The sequence below is a fragment of the Pseudomonas sp. NFXW11 genome, assembly GCF_049887815.1.
GTDB lineage: Bacteria > Pseudomonadota > Gammaproteobacteria > Pseudomonadales > Pseudomonadaceae > Aquipseudomonas.
On record NZ_JAGEKI010000006.1, the window covers coordinates 227,231 to 242,777 of the forward strand.

The window sequence follows — 15,547 nt, forward strand, 5'->3', positions numbered from 1 at the left end:
TGGCAAGCAGGGGCGGGCTGAGGTAGAGCAGGGTGCGAATCAGACCTTGACGATCCAGCCTGCTGGCGGCTCGACGTCGCCGGTCTGCACGCCGGTCAGCTCTTTATAGAGCTTCTGGGTGACCGGGCCGACTTCTTTCTCGCTGTAGAACACGTGCAGCTTTTCCTGGTACTCGATGCCGCCGATCGGCGTGATCACCGCAGCGGTGCCGCAGGCGCCGGCTTCCTTGAAGTCCGCCAGCTTGTCGATGAACACGTCGCCTTCGACCACTTCCAGGCCCAGGCGGGTCTTGGCCAGCTCGATCAGCGACAGGCGGGTGATGCCCGGCAGTACCGATGGCGAGTTGGGGGTGACGAATTTGTCATCGTGAGTGATGCCGAAGAAGTTCGCCGAACCCACTTCCTCGATCTTGCTGTGGGTCAGCGGGTCGAGGTAGATGCAGTCGGCGAAGCTGGCTTTCTTGGCCAGGGAACCGGGCATCAGGCTGGCGGCGTAGTTGCCACCGACCTTGGCCGCGCCGGTGCCTTGTGGGGCCGCACGGTCGTAGCTGGAGATCAGGAAGTTGTGCGGGGTCAGGCCGCCCTTGAAGTAGGCGCCGACCGGGATGGCGAAGATCGAGAAGATGAACTCGGGCGCAGTGCGTACGCCGATATTGTCGCCGACGCCGATCACGAACGGGCGCAGGTACAGCGCGCCGCCGGTGCCGTAAGGCGGAATGAAGCGCTCGTTGGCCTTGACCACGGCCTTGCAGGCTTCGATGAACTGTTCGGTGGAGACTTGCGGCATCAGCAGGCGGGCGCAGCTGCGTTGCATGCGCGCGGCGTTCTGGTCGGGGCGGAACAGGTTGATCGAACCGTCCTTGCAGCGGTAGGCCTTGAGGCCTTCGAAGCACTGCTGGCCATAGTGCAGGGCGGTGGAGCCCTCGCTGATGTGCAGCACGTTATCTTCGGTCAGGGTGCCTGCGTCCCACTCGCCGTTACGCCAGTGCGACAGATAGCGCTTGTCTGTCTTGATGTAGTCAAAACCCAGCTTGTCCCAATTGATGCTTTCGTTACCCATGACACCCTCTATCACTTAACAACCGTCGGAACGGCTCAAGGCTTCTGACGTTTTATTGGATGGGCACAACAATACTGCATTCCGGGGGGCGACCGCACCCCGGACCAAGGGCGGGTGAGCAAAAAATCTTAGGTTGCTCATGAAACTTCCCCCCTTGCTGTAACAGCCCTGTAGGAGCGAGCTTGCTCGCGAAGGCGCCAGCCCGAAATGCCAGCCTTTTCGCGGGCAGCCGCGCTCCTGCGTCTTCTATATATGCAGGGCGTGGCCCAAAGCCCGCAGCGCCGCTTCCTGTACCGCCTCGCCCAGGGTTGGGTGGGCGTGGATGGTGCCGCCGATATCTTCCAGGCGCGCGCCCATTTCCAGGGATTGAGCAAACGCCGTGGACAATTCGGAAACCCCGACCCCCACTGCCTGCCAGCCGACAATCAGATGATTGTCGCGCCGTGCCACCACCCGCACGAAACCGCTTTTCGATTCCAGGCTCATGGCCCGGCCATTGGCGGCGAACGGGAAGCTGCTGACGATGCAATCCAGGCCGGCGGCGCGGGCTTCGTCCGGGGTCTTGCCCGCCACCACCAGTTCCGGGTCGGTGAAGCACACTGCGGGGATCGCCGCCGGGTTGAACTCGCGGTGCTTGCCGGCGATCAGCTCGGCCACCATCTCGCCCTGGGCCATGGCGCGGTGGGCCAGCATCGGCTCGCCGCTGAGGTCGCCGATGGCCCAGACATTGCGCATGCTGGTCTGGCAGCGCTGGTCGATCTTGATCGCCGAGCCATTCATGTCCAGGTTCAGGGCTTCCAGGTTCCAGCCCTGGGTGTTGGGCTTGCGCCCTACGGCCACCAGCACCTGGTCGGTGGCCAGGTTCAGGGTGTCGCCATTGGGCTCGCGCACCTGCAGGCTGCTGCTGGCGGCATCGAAGCCCAGCACGCTGTGTTTGAGGTAGAGCTTGATCCCCAGTTGCTTTACCGATTCCAGCACTGGCTGGGTCAGTTCGCCGTCGTAGGCCGGAAGGATGCGTTCCTGGGCCTCCACCACGCTGACCTCGACCCCCAGCTTGCGGTAGGCGATGCCCAGCTCCAGGCCGATATAGCCGCCGCCAACCACGGTCAGGTGCTTGGGCAGGGCCTTGGGTGCCAGGGCCTCGGTGGAGGAGATGATCGGCCCGCCGATGGGCAGCATCGGCAGATTGACGCTTTTCGAACCCGTGGCCAGCAGCAGGTGCTCGCACTGGATACGGGTGTCGGCGCCTTCGATTTCCACGGTCTTGCCGTCGATGACCTTGGCCCAGCCCTGGATCACCTGCACCTTGTGTTTCTTCAGCAAGGCGGCCACGCCGCTGGTCAGGCGATCGACGATGCCGTCCTTCCATTCCACGCTCTTGCCGATGTTCAGGCTCGGCGCCGCCACTTCGATGCCCAGGGCCGAGCCCTGGCTGTGGTGGCGAGTCTGGTGGAACTGCTCGGCCACATGGATCAGCGCCTTGGACGGAATGCAGCCGATGTTCAGGCAGGTGCCGCCCAGGGATTGGCCTTCCACCAGGATGGTGGAGATGCCCAGCTGGCCGGCACGGATCGCCGCCACATAGCCGCCAGGGCCGCCACCGATGATCAGCAGCTGGGTATTGAGAGTCTGTTGCATGCCTGCTCCTCTGATGATCAGTCCACAAACAAGGTGGCGGGTTGTTCCAGCAGGCCGCGAATGGCCTGGATGAATTGCGCGGCGTCCATGCCGTCGACCACCCGGTGATCGAAGGAGCTGGAGAGGTTCATCATCTTGCGGATCACGATCTGGCCCTTGATCACCATCGGCCGCTCGACGATGCGGTTGACCCCGACAATCGCCACTTCCGGCAGGTTCAGCACCGGGGTGCTGACGATGCCGCCCAGGGCGCCGAGGCTGGTGAGGGTGATGGTGGAACCGGAAAGCTCTTCACGCGCCGCCTTGCCACTGCGCGCGGCGCTGGCCAGGCGGGCGATTTCCTCGGCATTGCCCCACAGGCTGCGGGCTTCGGCATGGCGCACCACGGGCACCATCAGGCCGACGTCGCTCTGGGTGGCGACCCCGACATGCACCGCGCCAAGGCGGGTGATGACCTGGGCTTCGTCGTCGTAGCGCGCATTGATCTGCGGGAAGTCGCGCAGGGCCACCACCATGGCGCGCACCAGGAATGGCAGCAGGGTCAGCTTGCCGCGGCTGGCGCCGTGTTTTTCATTGAGGTGGATGCGCAGCTCTTCCAGGGCGGTGACGTCCACTTCCTCGACATAGCTGAAGTGCGCGGCGCGGTGCTTGGATTCCTGCATGCGCTGGGCGATCTTGCGGCGCATGCCGATCACCTGGATCTGTTCCTGGTCGTGGCGTTCGGCATAACCGCTGCCCGGCGCCGAATAACCGCGCAGGGGCTGGCCGTCCTGGGCCAGGTAGGCGTCCAGGTCTTCATGCAGAATGCGCCCGGCCGGGCCGCTGCCTTGCACCAGGCGCAACTGGATGCCCAGGTCCAGGGCATGCTTGCGCACTGCTGGCGAGGCCAGTGGGCGTTCGTCGGCTTCCCGGGCCACCGGCGCCTGGGGCGCAGGGCGGCAGGCCGCGGCAGGTTTCTCCGGCTTGGGCGCTGCGGCCATCGGCGCGGCGGCTGGCTGGCTGATAGCTGGCGGTTTTTCCGCGGCAGGCGCAGCGGCCTGGGCGGACTCCTTGAGGTTGCCCGCGCCTTCCACTTCGATGCTGATCAGGATGCTGCCCACCGCCATCACTTCACCGGGCTCGCCGCCCAGGGAAATGACCTTGCCGTGCACCGGCGAGGGGATGTCCACCATCGCCTTGTCGGTCATCACGTCCGCCAGCACCTGGTCTTCCACCACCAGGTCGCCGACTTTTACATGCCACTGCGCCAGTTCTACTTCTGCGATGCCTTCGCCGATGTCCGGCATCTTGATAACGTGCGTGCCCATTCAGACCTCCATGACCCGTTGCAGCGCCGCGCCCACTCGGGACGGCCCTGGGAAATATGCCCATTCCTGCGCGTGGGGATACGGCGTATCCCAACCGGTGACGCGCTCGATCGGGGCTTCCAGGTGGTGGAAGCAGTGTTCCTGCACCAGCGACACCAGTTCGGCGCCGAAACCGCAGGTACGGGTGGCTTCGTGCACCACCACGCAACGTCCGGTCTTCTTCACCGACTTGACGATGGTGTCCAGGTCCAGCGGCCACAGGCTGCGCAGGTCGATGACTTCGGCGTCGATGCCGCTTTCCTCGGCCGCCACTTGCGACACATAGACCGTGGTGCCGTAGGTCAGCACGGTAACGTCCTTGCCGGGACGGGCGATGGCCGCCACATCCAGCGGCACCTTGTAGTAGCCGTCCGGCACCTGGGCCGCCGGGTGTTTCGACCAGGGGGTTACCGGGCGGTCGTGGTGGCCGTCGAACGGGCCGTTGTACAGGCGCTTGGGTTCGAGAAAGATCACCGGGTCGTCGTTCTCGATGGAAGCGATCAGCAGACCCTTGGCGTCGTAGGGGTTGGACGGCATTACGGTGCGCAGGCCGCAGACCTGGGTGAACATCGCCTCGATGCTCTGGCTGTGGGTCTGGCCGCCGTAGATGCCGCCGCCGCAGGGCATGCGCAGGGTCATGGGGGCGGTGAACTGGCCGGCGGAGCGATAGCGCAGGCGCGCGGCTTCGGAAATGATCTGGTCGGACGCCGGGTAGACGTAGTCGGCGAACTGGATTTCCGCCACCGGGCGCAGGCCGTAGGCGCCCATGCCGATGGCGGCGCCGACGATGCCGCTTTCCGAGATCGGCGCGTCGAACACCCGCGAGGTGCCGTACTTGGCCTGCAGGCCCTCGGTGCAGCGGAACACGCCGCCGAAGTAGCCCACGTCCTGGCCGAACACCACGACGTTGTCGTCACGCTCGAGCATCACATCCATGGCCGAGCGCAGGGCCTGGATCATGGTCATGGTGGTAGTGGTCATGGCGGAGTCCAGCTGGATATTGTTGTTGTGGTCGTTCATCTCAGATCCCCAGTTCCTGGCGTTGACGTTTCAGGTGCTCGGGCATGTCCTTGTAGACGTCCTCGAACATGGTCGCGGCGCTGGGGATCTGGCCGCCGGCCAGGGTGCCGTACTGCTCGGCTTCCTTCTGTGCGGCAATTACCTGGGCTTCCAGCTCGGCACTGACCGCGGCGTGTTCCTCTTCGGACCACTGGCCGATCTTGATCAGGTGCTGCTTGAGGCGGGCAATCGGGTCGCCCAGGGGGAAGTGGCTCCAGTCGTCGGCCGGGCGGTACTTGGACGGATCGTCGGAGGTGGAATGCGGGCCGGCGCGGTAGGTGACCCACTCGATCAGGGTCGGGCCAAGGTTGCGCCGGGCGCGTTCGGCGGCCCAGCGCGAGGCGGCGTAGACCGCGATGAAATCGTTGCCGTCGACCCGCAGGGAGGCGATGCCGCAGCCCACGCCGCGTCCGGCGAAGGTGGTGGCTTCACCACCGGCGATGGCCTGGAAGGTGGAGATCGCCCACTGGTTGTTGACCACGTTGAGGATCACCGGCGCGCGGTACACGTGGGCGAAGGTCAGGGCGGTGTGGAAATCCGACTCGGCGGTGGCGCCGTCGCCGATCCAGGCCGAGGCGATCTTGGTATCGCCCTTGATCGCCGAGGCCATGCCCCAGCCCACGCCCTGCACGAATTGGGTCGCCAGGTTGCCGGAAATGGTGAAGAACCCGGATTCCTTCACCGAGTACATGATCGGCAGCTGGCGTCCCTTGAGCGGATCGCGCTCGTTGGACAGCAGCTGGCAGATCATCTCCACCAGGGGAACTTCGCGTGCCATCAGGATGCTTTGCTGGCGGTAGGTGGGGAAGCACATGTCGTCGATGTTCAGCGCCAGGGCCTGGGCACTGCCGATGGCTTCCTCGCCCAGGCTCTGCATGTAGAAGGACATCTTCTTCTGGCGTTGGGCAACCACCATGCGGTTGTCGAAGATCCGCGTCTTGAGCATGGCGCGCATGCCCTGGCGGAGGATTTCCACGGGAACCTCGGCGGCCCAGTCGCCCAGGGCGTTGCCCTGGTCGTCGAGCACGCGGATCAGGCCCCGGGCCAGGTCGGCGCAGTCGGCAGGTTCGATATCGATAGGGGGTTTGCGAGCCAGGCCGGCGTCGTTCAGACGCAGGTAGGTGAAGTCGGTCTTGCAGCCGGGACGGCCCGAGGGTTCGGGAACGTGCAGGCGTAGCGGTGCATACGCGGTGGTCATGGCTTTCTACGCTCGATCTTGTGGATTTCTTGTATTGGGCGCGCTAGCTGACAGTCCTTCCCCGGGTAGGGGAAATCTTGTCCTACAAACATCATAGGCCGGGCGTAGAAGAATATTTATCTCTGTTTCATTGCGCTGGCAGTTATTTGCAGATAAAAAATCTGCATAAACATAAAAAGACAGGTTGTTTTATCTCATGCGCAAACTGGACCGTACCGACATCGGCATTCTCAACAGCCTTCAGGAGAATGCCCGCATCACCAACGCCGACCTGGCCCGTTCGGTGAATCTTTCTCCCACCCCTTGCTTCAATCGGGTCAAGGCCATGGAAGAGCTGGGCCTGATCCGCGAGCAGGTGACCCTGCTGGACGCCGACCTGTTGGGGCTGCACGTCAACGTGTTTATCCACGTCAGCCTGGAGAAGCAGGTGGAAGAGGCCCTGCAGCATTTTGAAGAGGCCATCGCCGAGCGCCCGGAGGTGATGGAGTGCTACCTGATGGCCGGTGACCCGGACTACCTGATCCGGGTGCTGGTGCCGACCATCCAGGCCCTGGAACGCTTCATGATGGACTTCCTGACCAAGGTTCCCGGGGTGGCCAATATCCGCTCCAGCTTCGCCCTCAAGCAGGTGCGCTACAAGACCGCGCTGCCGCTGCCGGCCAACGGCCTGACCCTGGGCAGCTGAGGCTCAGGCGGGAGCCGTGCGCCACAGTTGCTCGAGCTGCTTGAAGTCCCAGTCTTCCGGGGCTTCGCGGGCGACGATGCGTTCCTCGCCACGCAGCTTGGCCAGGTCCAGCACCCGTTGCTCCAGTGGCAGCTTGGAGCGGGTGGAGAAGAACACCTTGACCTTGGGCGTCAGCAGGGCTTCGGGGTGCTGTTCGATCACCACCGCCAGGCGCCCGCTTGCCAGGCGCACCAGCGAGCCCACCGGATAGATGCCCACGGCCTTGACGAAGGCCTGGAACACCCGCTGGTCGAAGTGGCCGGTCCAGGTGGACATGCGCTGGATCGCCTCGGCCGGGTCCCAGCCACGGTTGTAGGGACGGTTGGAGGTCACCGCGTCGTACACGTCGCAGACTGCGCCCATCTGCGCGAACAGGCTGATCTGGTTGCCCGCCAGGCGGTGCGGGTAACCCGAGCCATCGGCCTTTTCATGGTGGTGCAGGCACACATCCAGCACCAGCGCATCCACGCCCAGGTTCTGCCGCAGGATCGCGCCGCCGGCCAGCGGGTGCTGCTTGACCTGTTCGAACTCGCTGTCCGAGAGCTTCTGCGGCTTGTTGAGAATGCTTTCGGGGATGGCCAGCTTGCCCACGTCATGCAGCAGCCCGGCCACGCCGGCCAGGCGCACATGGTGTTCCGCCAGGCCCAGCTGGCGGGCGGTGGCCAGCATCAGCGCACAGACCGCCACCGAATGCATATAGGTGTAGTCGTCGACGTTCTTCAGCCGCGCCAGGCTGATCAGGGCATCGGGGTGGCGCAGCAGCGACTGGCTGATCTGCTGCACCAGGTCCTCGACCTGGACCATCTGCAAGGCCTGGCCCATGCGCACTTCCTGGAACATCGCCGTCACCGCCTGGCGCGAATGGGCGCAGACCTTGAGGGCCCGTTGCAGCTCCTGCTGCATGCCGGCCCTGGGTGGGGCACTTCGGGTTTGGGCGTTGCTGGCGGCCGCCGGGGCAGGGCGCTGCTGCTGGGCGGCGGTGGCGACTTCGGGTAGGTCGCGGCCTTTGCTCGGGTCGATCCACAGGCCGCTGAGGTTGGAGCCTTGCAGGCGTTGCAGGTCGGCGCGGCTGTCGAGCACGAAGCCGGCTTTCCAGAATGAGTGGTCCAGCCAGGAACCACAGAATTGATGGATGTACATGCCCAATTGCAGCTGTTGCAGCGAGATCAGTTTCAGCATCGACAGCACTCCCTTACAGGACGCTTGGCCGTCACCGCCAAACGGCCCCGGGCAACGGGCCCGGGAACCGGATGGGGGCGTACCGCACCAGCGTTTTTCTACCTGACTGCCTTACGGGCCTGGGCCCGTCTCACAGGGAGAAGCGTGCCACCAGCTTGTTCAGACCTACCGCCAGGGTGGACAGTTCACTGCTGGCGATGGAGGTCTGGCTGGCGGCGGACGAGCTTTGCAGCGACAGGTCGCGAATGCTCATCAGGTTCTGGTCCACCGAGCGCGCCACCTGGGCCTGTTCCTCCGAGGCGGTGGCGATCATCAGGTTGCGTTCGTTGATTTCGCTGATGGCCTGGGTGATATGGCCGATGGCGCTGCCGGCCTCATGGGCGATGGCCAGGGTCTGGCTGGCGTCCTCGCTGCTCTGCTGCATGGACAGCATGGCCTTGCTCGAACCGTTCTGGATGCCCTGGATCATCTGCTCGATTTCCTGGGTCGAGAGCTGGGTGCGATGGGCCAGGGCCCGCACCTCGTCGGCCACTACGGCAAAACCGCGGCCCTGTTCCCCGGCCCGCGCGGCCTCGATCGCGGCGTTCAGCGCCAGCAGGTTGGTCTGCTCGGCGATCGCCCGAATCACGTCCAGGACCTTGGTGATGTCCTGGGCCTGCTGGGCCAGGCCGGCCATTTCCACCCGGGTGTTCTCCACGGTGCCGGTGAGTTTCTCGATGGCGTGGATGGTCTGCTCGACCCGCTCCTTGCCCAGCCCGGCGGAACGCTCCGAAGCCTGGGTCGACTGCGAGGCGGACACCGCATTGCGCGCCACTTCCTCCACTGCGGCGGTCATTTCATTGACCGCGGTGGCGGCCTGGTCGGTCTCCATGCTCTGTTGCTGGATGCCGGCGTTGGACTCGCGGGTAATCGCGCTCATTTCCTCGGCGGCCGAGGCCAGTTGGGTCGAGGAATCGGCGATATGGCGGATGGTGGATTTCAGGCTGTCGAGCATGGCCTGGGTGGATTGCTGCAGGTCGGTAAGCTCGTCCTGGCCGCTGACTTCCACTTGGGCGCGCAGGTCGCCGTCGGCAATCTTGCGGGTGGTGGCCAGCAGTGACAGCACCGGTCGAGTGATGCTGCGGGTGAACAGGGTGGCGATCAGCATGGTCAAGGCAATGGCCAGGACGATGATCGCCGAGGTCAGGGTCAGGCCGGTATTGAACTGCTCGCCGGCCTGGACCGCCGAGTGCTCGGCACCTTTCTCGTTGATCGCGATCAGCGCCTCGATGGCGCTCTGCAAGGTGTTGGCCAGGGGCACCGTGACCTGGTTGATGTAGTCAGCGGTCTGTTGCGCGGTGTTGGTCTTGCTCGACTCGATCAGCACCGCGAGCTTGTCCAGGTAGTCCTGGGCGCCGCGCTTGACTTGCTCGTAGGTGGCTTTTTCCTCGCTGCTGGAAACCAGCGGCTCGTAGTCCTTGATGGCCTGGGCCAGGCTGTTCTTCAGGCTGCCCAGATTGTCCAGTGAAGCGGCTTTCTGCGATTCGTTTTCAGTGGCGTAGTGCAGGGCTTCCAGGCGCACGCGCAAGGTGCCGGATTCGATTTTCGTGGCTTGCCTGACACTGGGCAGCCAGTTGCTTTGCAGGTCCAGCGCAGCGTCGTGAATCTGTCCCATTTTCCACAGTGCCAGTCCCCCCAGACCGATCAGCAATACACAGATGGCGCCAAAGCTCAGCAGCGCCCTGGAAGTCAGCTTCAAATTTCTTGTCACCATAAAGGCACCTTGCAGTTGGAGTGATACGGCCAATTTCTTTTCGACTCCTTGTCGCCTTGATAGCACTCTGATCCTAAGCAGATGAAAAATCTGTAGAGATGTAAAAAAATATTTCTGCCAATCGTTTGCGTCTATCCTGCACCGCAGTTGGGCGCGCGTAGGAGCGTTGAAAGGGGGGCTTTAGCCACCCTTGAATACCTCGGCGAAAGTGCTGCAACCCCCCAGGCTTGACCCTTATCAACAGGCTTCCCGGGGTTTTGCGCGATGCTTGTGGCCTGTCCAATGGAGAAGGAAGCAGGCCCATGAATACGCCTCTGACAACGGCGCCCACGGCCAAGACCGTATTACCGATTGGATTGCTGATCGCCGTGCTGGCCATGGTCGCGGTACTGCTGCTGCCATTGCCCGCCGACCTGCCCGTGGCGGGGCAGCGGATGCTGGCGATCCTGGCCTTTGCGGTGGTGGTGTGGATCAGCGAAGCGGTGTCCTATGAGGCCAGCGCGATCATGATCACCGCGTTGATGGCCTTGCTGATCGGCAGCGCGCCGACCCTGCACGACCCGGCCCAGCTCTATGGCAGCTCGGCGGCCATCAGCCTGGCCCTTACCGGATTTTCCAACTCGGCCCTGGCCCTGGTCACCGGCGCGCTGTTTATCGCCGCGGCCATGACCCACACCGGTCTCGACCGACGCATCGCCCTGGTGACCTTGTCCCGGGTTGGCACCAGCACCCGGCGCATTCTGCTGGGGGCCATCGCGGTGACCATTCTCCTGAGCCTGTTGGTGCCCAGTGCCACCGCCCGCAGTGCCTGCGTGGTGCCGATCATGATGGGGGTGATCGCCGCGTTCGGCGTCGACAAACGCTCCAATATCGCCGCCGGGCTGATGATTGTGGTGGCCCAGGGCACCAGCATCTGGAACGTCGGCATCCAGACCGCCGCCGCGCAAAACCTGCTGACCCTGGGTTTCATGGACAAGATGCTCGGCCAGCGCGTGGCCTGGCTCGACTGGCTGATTGCCGGGGCGCCCTGGGCGCTGATCATGTCCCTGGTGCTGCTGTGGCTGGTGCTCAAGCTACTGCCTCCGGAAACCGACAGCATCCCCGGGGGCAAGGCTGCGGTGGCCCAGTCCCTGGCCGATCTCGGGCCCATGACCGGGCCGCAGAAGCGCCTGCTGGCGGTCTCCCTGATGCTGCTGGCGGCCTGGTGCACCGAGGGCAAGCTGCATCCCTTCGACACCACGACCACCACTTACGCCGGTTTGGTGATCCTGCTGCTGCCGCGAATCGGCATCATGACCTGGAAGGATGTGCAGTCGCGGATTCCCTGGGGCACGGTGATTGTCTTCGGGGTCGGCATCAGTCTCGGTTCGGCGCTGCTCAGTACCCAGGCCGGGCAGTGGCTGGGCACCCAGGTGGTGGCCCATACCGGCCTCGACCAGGTGGGGCCTTTGGCAGTGTTCGCGATTCTCGCGGCGTTCCTGATCCTGATCCACCTGGGCTTTGCCAGTGCCACGGCGCTGACCTCGGCCCTGCTGCCGATCCTGATCGCGGTGCTGCAAACCCTGCCGGGGGATTTCAGCCGCCTGGGCATGAGCATGCTGCTGGGGTTTGTCGTCAGCTATGGGTTCATCCTGCCGATCAACGCGCCGCAGAACATGGTCTGCCTGGGCACCGAGACCTTCAATGCCCGGCAGTTCGCCAAGGTCGGGCTGCTGGTGACGCTGATCGGCTACCTGCTGATGCTGCTGTTCGCCGTCACCTGGTGGCAATGGCTGGGCTGGATCTAGCGGCGCCGGCCGCTACAACCAGCCGCTGAACACCCGGGTCACACTGCCGGCCAGGCGCACCTTGCCCTGGCCGTCCCAGCTCACCGTTACCGGGCCACCGTCGCACAGCACCTGTACCTGGCTGTCGAGCAAGCCGCGGCGCATGCCGTTGACCGCCGCGGCGCAAGAGCAGGAACCGGAGCCCAAGGGAATCGCGCCATTGCGTTCCCAGATCCGCAGGCGGATGGTGCGGCGGTCCAGCACCTGGATGAAATGCACATTGGTTTTTTCTGGAAACAGCGGGTCGTGCTCGATCCGCGGGCCCAGGCTGGCGATATCCAACGGCTCCAGGTCATCGACAAAAAAACTGCAATGGGGATTGCCCATGCTGCACGCCGCCGGCAACCCCGGCAGCGGCAGGTTCAGGCTGTCCAGATCCCGGGCCAGGGGAATCGCCGGCCAATGAAAGTGCGGCTCGCCCATTTCCACCGACACTGTGTCGTCGTCCAGGCGCAAGCACTGTTGCAGGCCACGGGCGGTTCGCACCCACACTGAACGGGCGGCGCTTTCCCGCAGCAGCAGGTCGGCGGCGCCGCGGGTGGCGCTGCCGCAGGTGTCGAGGCTGGAACCATCGGCGTTGTAGAAGGTCAGTTGCGCCGCGGCGTCCTCGCAGTCGCCCAGCAGTGCCAGCTGATTGAAGCCTATGCCGCGGTGGCGGTCGCCCAGGGCACGGATTCGTTCGGCATCCAGCGGGTTGCTGCGACCGCGCACATCGATCAGCACGAAGTCATCGCCATTGGCATGCATCTTCACAAAGTTCAGGGACATTGGTTTTCCATGGGCAGCAGGCTTGGGGCAGGGTGCAGGATGACGAAAAAAACAGGCGCGGCGCCAGCGCCTTAAAATAATATTCACTTATCGGGTATCGCCGCGGCGCCAGTGCGCGGGCGCTGCGACACTCAGGGCACATCACCGGGCGCGACTACGCGCCGGGCACAGCACAAGGTCACGGCATGGATCACTACGCCCCGCGCAACTGGCAGCCCCACGAAAAGCCCAGCTTGCCCGGCTCGCCCTCGACGCCGCTGCACCCTGGCCACAAGCGCCTGGCCTATGCACTGGTGGGTTTGCTGGTGGCGATTACCGGCGGCCTGGGCAACTCCCTGGTGATCGCCAACCTGCCGTACCTGCAGGGTGCGCTGGGCGCCACCACGGCGGAAATGGCCTGGCTGCCGGCGGCCTACGTGATGACCAATGTGTCGATGAACCTGCTGCTGGTGAAGTTTCGCCAGCAGTTCGGCCTGCGCGCCTTTACCGAGGTGTTCCTGGTGCTCTATGCCCTGGTGACCTTCGGCCATCTGTTCGTCAACGACCTGAGTTCGGCCATCGCCGTGCGTGCGGCCCATGGCATGGTCGGCGCCGCTCTGAGTTCCCTGGGGCTGTACTACATGGTCCAGGCGTTCCCGGCGAAATGGCGGCTCAAGGCCCTGGTGCTGGGGTTGGGCACTTCGCAACTGGCCTTGCCCCTGGCCCGACTGTTTTCCGAGGACCTGCTGCAAATCGCCGAATGGCGCGGCCTGTACCTGTTCGAGCTGGGCCTGGCGCTGACCTCCCTGGGCTGCGTGTTCATGCTCAAGCTGCCACCGGGGGATCGCTTCCGCACCTTCGAGAAACTCGACTTCCTGACCTTCGCCCTGCTGGCCAGTGGCGTGGCGCTGCTGTGCGCGGTGCTGTCGTTGGGGCGCATCGACTGGTGGCTGGAAGCGCCGTGGATCGGCTACGCCTCGGCCGGCGCCATTGTGCTGATCCTGGCCGGGTTGTGCATCGAACATAACCGCAGCAACCCGATGCTGATGACCCGCTGGCTGGGCAGCGGGGTGATGCTTCGCCTGGGCTTGGCGGTGATCCTGATTCGCATGGTGCTTTCGGAGCAGTCCACCGGCGCCGTGGGCTTTCTCCAGGCGCTGAACATGAGCAGCGAGCAGATGCGCCTGCTGTATGGCGTGATGCTGCTGGGCAGCATCGCCGGGCTGGCCACCAGCGCCTTGACCATCAACCCGGCGCACCTCTTGATGCCGTTGATCATTTCCCTGGCGCTGATGGCCGTGGGTTCGGTGATGGACAGCTTCTCCAGCAACCTCACGCGCCCGGCCAACATGTATGTCAGCCAGTTCCTGCTGGCCTTCGGCGGCACCTTTTTCCTCGGCCCGACCATGGTCTTGGGCACGCGCAATGTGCTGACCAATCCGCGCAACCTGGTCAGTTTTTCGGTGCTGTTCGGCATCTGCCAGAACCTCGGCGGGTTGATCGGCTCGGCCTTGCTCGGCACCTTCCAGATCGTCCGCGAGAAGTACCATTCCAGCCATATAGTCGAGCAGCTGACCCTGCTCGACCCCCAGGTACTGGCCCGGGTGCAGGGCGGTGCGGCGGCCTATGGCAAGGTCATCGCCGACCCCGACCTGCGCACCCTGCAAGGCATGCGCAGCCTGGCCGCGGCGGCCACCCGCGAGGCCAACGTGCTGGCCTATAACGATGTGTTCATGCTGATCGCGGTGATTGCCGTGCTGACCATGACCTGGATCTTCATTCGTAGCCTGTGGCTGCTCAGCACCACCCGCGCCGTTGCGCCCCAGGCTCCCGTTCAACCCAGCGGTGCCCCGACCTCATGAGCGAACCCGTGAACCCCACCACCAATGCCATTGCCTCGAGCCCCGAGCCCAATGGCCCACCGAGCATCCCCGCCACCGAGCCGCGGCCGCTGGCGGTGCGGATCATTTCCGCCCTGGGCTTTGCCGCCATTGCCCTGGCCGGGGTGCTGATCGTGCTCTATGCCTGGCAGCTGCCGCCGTTTTCCAGCGCCATCGAAAGCACCGAGAATGCCCTGGTGCGCGGCCAGGTGACCATCATCGGTCCGCAGCTCAGTGGCTATGTGTTCGAGGTGCCGGTGCAGGACTTCCAGCAGGTCAAGGCCGGCGACCTGCTGGTGCGCCTCGACGACCGCATCTACCAGCAGCGCCTGGACCAGTCCCTGGCCCAGCTGGCGGTGCAGAAGGCCGCCCTGGCCAATGCCCTGCAGCAGCGCAACAGCGCCGAGGCCACGATCAAGCTGCGCCAGGCAGCTCTGGCCGACAGCCAGGCCCAGGCGCGCAAGAGCGCCGCCGACCTGCAACGCAACCAAGCCTTGATCGCCGACGGTTCGGTGTCCCGGCGTGAGCTGGATGTGGCCCGCGCGGCCAATGCCCAGACCGTGGCGGCGGTGGCCCAGGCCCAGGCGCAACTGGACATCGCCCGCCAGGACCTGCAAACGGTGATCGTCAATCGCGGTTCCCTGGAAGCGGCGGTGGCCAGTGCCGAAGCGGCGGTGCAACTGGCGCGGATCGACCTGTCCAACACCCGCATCCTCGCCCCGCGAGATGGCCAGCTGGGGCAGATCGGCGTGCGCCTGGGGGCCTACGTCAACTCCGGGGCGCAGTTGATGGCCCTGGTGCCGGAGCAGCTGTGGGTGATCGCCAACATGAAGGAAACCCAGATGGACAAGGTGCAACTGGGGCAGCCGGTGAGCTTCACCGTGGATGCCCTGAACCACCGCAAGTTCACTGGCAAGGTGCAGCGTATTTCCCCGGCCACCGGCGCCGAGTTCGCCTTGCTGCAAGCGGACAACGCCACCGGCAACTTCGTCAAGATTGCCCAGCGGGTGCCGGTGCGGATCAGCGTCGACCCGGGCCAGCAGGAGCTGGAACGACTGCGCCCGGGGCTGTCGGTGGTGGTCAGCATCGATACCCGCGCCACCCCTGACTAACGAACCCTAGGAGCTGGGTCTGACCT

12 protein-coding genes are annotated in these 15,547 nt (G+C 64.7%); 4 read left to right on the forward strand and 8 right to left on the reverse strand.

Translation table 11 applies throughout. The annotated features are described in order from the left end of the window. Positions 1-39: 39 nt before the first annotated feature. From J4P02_RS12095 to J4P02_RS12115, 5 genes are all read right to left on the reverse strand, one after another. On the reverse strand, positions 40-1,059 hold the full coding sequence (locus J4P02_RS12095) for a branched-chain amino acid aminotransferase (RefSeq protein ID WP_426190413.1): 1,020 nt from the start codon (positions 1,057-1,059) through the stop codon (positions 40-42). 246 nt (positions 1,060-1,305) lie between these two features. Further along, the gene (lpdA, locus tag J4P02_RS12100; protein ID WP_426190415.1) at positions 1,306-2,697 is read right to left on the reverse strand and encodes a dihydrolipoyl dehydrogenase; all 1,392 of its coding nucleotides are present in this window, start codon (positions 2,695-2,697) and stop codon (positions 1,306-1,308) included. Positions 2,698-2,714: 17 nt separating this feature from the next. Further along, complete coding sequence (locus J4P02_RS12105; protein WP_426190417.1) at positions 2,715-4,004, reverse strand: dihydrolipoamide acetyltransferase family protein; 1,290 nt, start codon at positions 4,002-4,004, stop codon at positions 2,715-2,717. Then, on the reverse strand, positions 4,005-5,063 hold the full coding sequence (locus J4P02_RS12110) for an alpha-ketoacid dehydrogenase subunit beta (protein WP_426190419.1): 1,059 nt from the start codon (positions 5,061-5,063) through the stop codon (positions 4,005-4,007). Between the two features lies 1 nt (position 5,064). Further along, positions 5,065-6,300 carry a 3-methyl-2-oxobutanoate dehydrogenase (2-methylpropanoyl-transferring) subunit alpha gene (locus J4P02_RS12115; protein WP_426190421.1) on the reverse strand — a complete coding sequence of 412 codons (1,236 nt, stop codon included), beginning with the start codon at positions 6,298-6,300 and terminating at the stop codon, positions 5,065-5,067. 196 nt (positions 6,301-6,496) lie between these two features. Here J4P02_RS12115 and bkdR point away from each other — a divergent pair, with 196 nt between their 5' ends. Then, a complete protein-coding gene (gene bkdR, locus J4P02_RS12120; protein WP_426190423.1) occupies positions 6,497-6,985 on the forward strand; it encodes a Bkd operon transcriptional regulator BkdR in 489 nt (162 codons plus the stop codon). A gap of 3 nt (positions 6,986-6,988) precedes the next feature. Here the strand turns inward: bkdR and J4P02_RS12125 are convergent, their stop codons facing one another. Continuing rightward, the gene (locus tag J4P02_RS12125) at positions 6,989-8,203 is read right to left on the reverse strand and encodes an HD-GYP domain-containing protein (protein ID WP_426190425.1); all 1,215 of its coding nucleotides are present in this window, start codon (positions 8,201-8,203) and stop codon (positions 6,989-6,991) included. A gap of 130 nt (positions 8,204-8,333) precedes the next feature. Beyond that, positions 8,334-9,956: a HAMP domain-containing methyl-accepting chemotaxis protein gene (locus J4P02_RS12130; protein ID WP_426190427.1), complete on the reverse strand. Its 1,623-nt coding sequence runs from the start codon at positions 9,954-9,956 to the stop codon at positions 8,334-8,336. A gap of 302 nt (positions 9,957-10,258) precedes the next feature. Here J4P02_RS12130 and J4P02_RS12135 point away from each other — a divergent pair, with 302 nt between their 5' ends. After that, entirely contained in the window at positions 10,259-11,743 is a 1,485-nt protein-coding gene (locus J4P02_RS12135) for a DASS family sodium-coupled anion symporter (RefSeq protein ID WP_426190430.1), read from the forward strand. Positions 11,744-11,755: 12 nt separating this feature from the next. On the opposite strand, the gene dapF is transcribed toward J4P02_RS12135, so the two are convergent. Then, positions 11,756-12,550: a diaminopimelate epimerase gene (dapF, locus tag J4P02_RS12140; RefSeq protein WP_426190432.1), complete on the reverse strand. Its 795-nt coding sequence runs from the start codon at positions 12,548-12,550 to the stop codon at positions 11,756-11,758. 185 nt (positions 12,551-12,735) lie between these two features. Between dapF and J4P02_RS12145 the strand changes: the two genes are divergently transcribed. Together J4P02_RS12145 and J4P02_RS12150 are read left to right on the forward strand one after the other, a co-directional pair. Then, positions 12,736-14,391 carry an MFS transporter gene (locus tag J4P02_RS12145; RefSeq protein WP_426190434.1) on the forward strand — a complete coding sequence of 552 codons (1,656 nt, stop codon included), beginning with the start codon at positions 12,736-12,738 and terminating at the stop codon, positions 14,389-14,391. Then, positions 14,388-15,521 (forward strand): HlyD family secretion protein, encoded by a 1,134-nt coding sequence (locus J4P02_RS12150; RefSeq protein ID WP_426190436.1) that lies wholly within the window; start codon positions 14,388-14,390, stop codon positions 15,519-15,521. Before J4P02_RS12145 ends, J4P02_RS12150 begins: the two co-directional genes overlap by 4 nt. The last annotated feature ends 26 nt before the right edge of the window (positions 15,522-15,547 follow it).

Excerpts from the sequence above, each read along its gene's own strand:
- J4P02_RS12145 (WP_426190434.1), top strand. The coding sequence starts at position 12,736 with ATGGATCACTACGCCCCGCGCAACTGGCAGCCCCACGAAAAGCCCAGC.
- J4P02_RS12135 (WP_426190430.1), top strand. The coding sequence starts at position 10,259 with ATGAATACGCCTCTGACAACGGCGCCCACGGCCAAGACCGTATTACCG.
- J4P02_RS12150 (WP_426190436.1), top strand. The coding sequence starts at position 14,388 with ATGAGCGAACCCGTGAACCCCACCACCAATGCCATTGCCTCGAGCCCC.
- J4P02_RS12110 (WP_426190419.1), bottom strand. The coding sequence starts at position 5,063 with ATGAACGACCACAACAACAATATCCAGCTGGACTCCGCCATGACCACT.
- dapF (WP_426190432.1), bottom strand. The coding sequence starts at position 12,550 with ATGTCCCTGAACTTTGTGAAGATGCATGCCAATGGCGATGACTTCGTG.
- J4P02_RS12105 (WP_426190417.1), bottom strand. The coding sequence starts at position 4,004 with ATGGGCACGCACGTTATCAAGATGCCGGACATCGGCGAAGGCATCGCA.
- J4P02_RS12095 (WP_426190413.1), bottom strand. The coding sequence starts at position 1,059 with ATGGGTAACGAAAGCATCAATTGGGACAAGCTGGGTTTTGACTACATC.
- J4P02_RS12130 (WP_426190427.1), bottom strand. The coding sequence starts at position 9,956 with ATGGTGACAAGAAATTTGAAGCTGACTTCCAGGGCGCTGCTGAGCTTT.
- lpdA (WP_426190415.1), bottom strand. The coding sequence starts at position 2,697 with ATGCAACAGACTCTCAATACCCAGCTGCTGATCATCGGTGGCGGCCCT.
- J4P02_RS12115 (WP_426190421.1), bottom strand. The coding sequence starts at position 6,300 with ATGACCACCGCGTATGCACCGCTACGCCTGCACGTTCCCGAACCCTCG.
- bkdR (WP_426190423.1), top strand. The coding sequence starts at position 6,497 with ATGCGCAAACTGGACCGTACCGACATCGGCATTCTCAACAGCCTTCAG.
- J4P02_RS12125 (WP_426190425.1), bottom strand. The coding sequence starts at position 8,203 with ATGCTGAAACTGATCTCGCTGCAACAGCTGCAATTGGGCATGTACATC.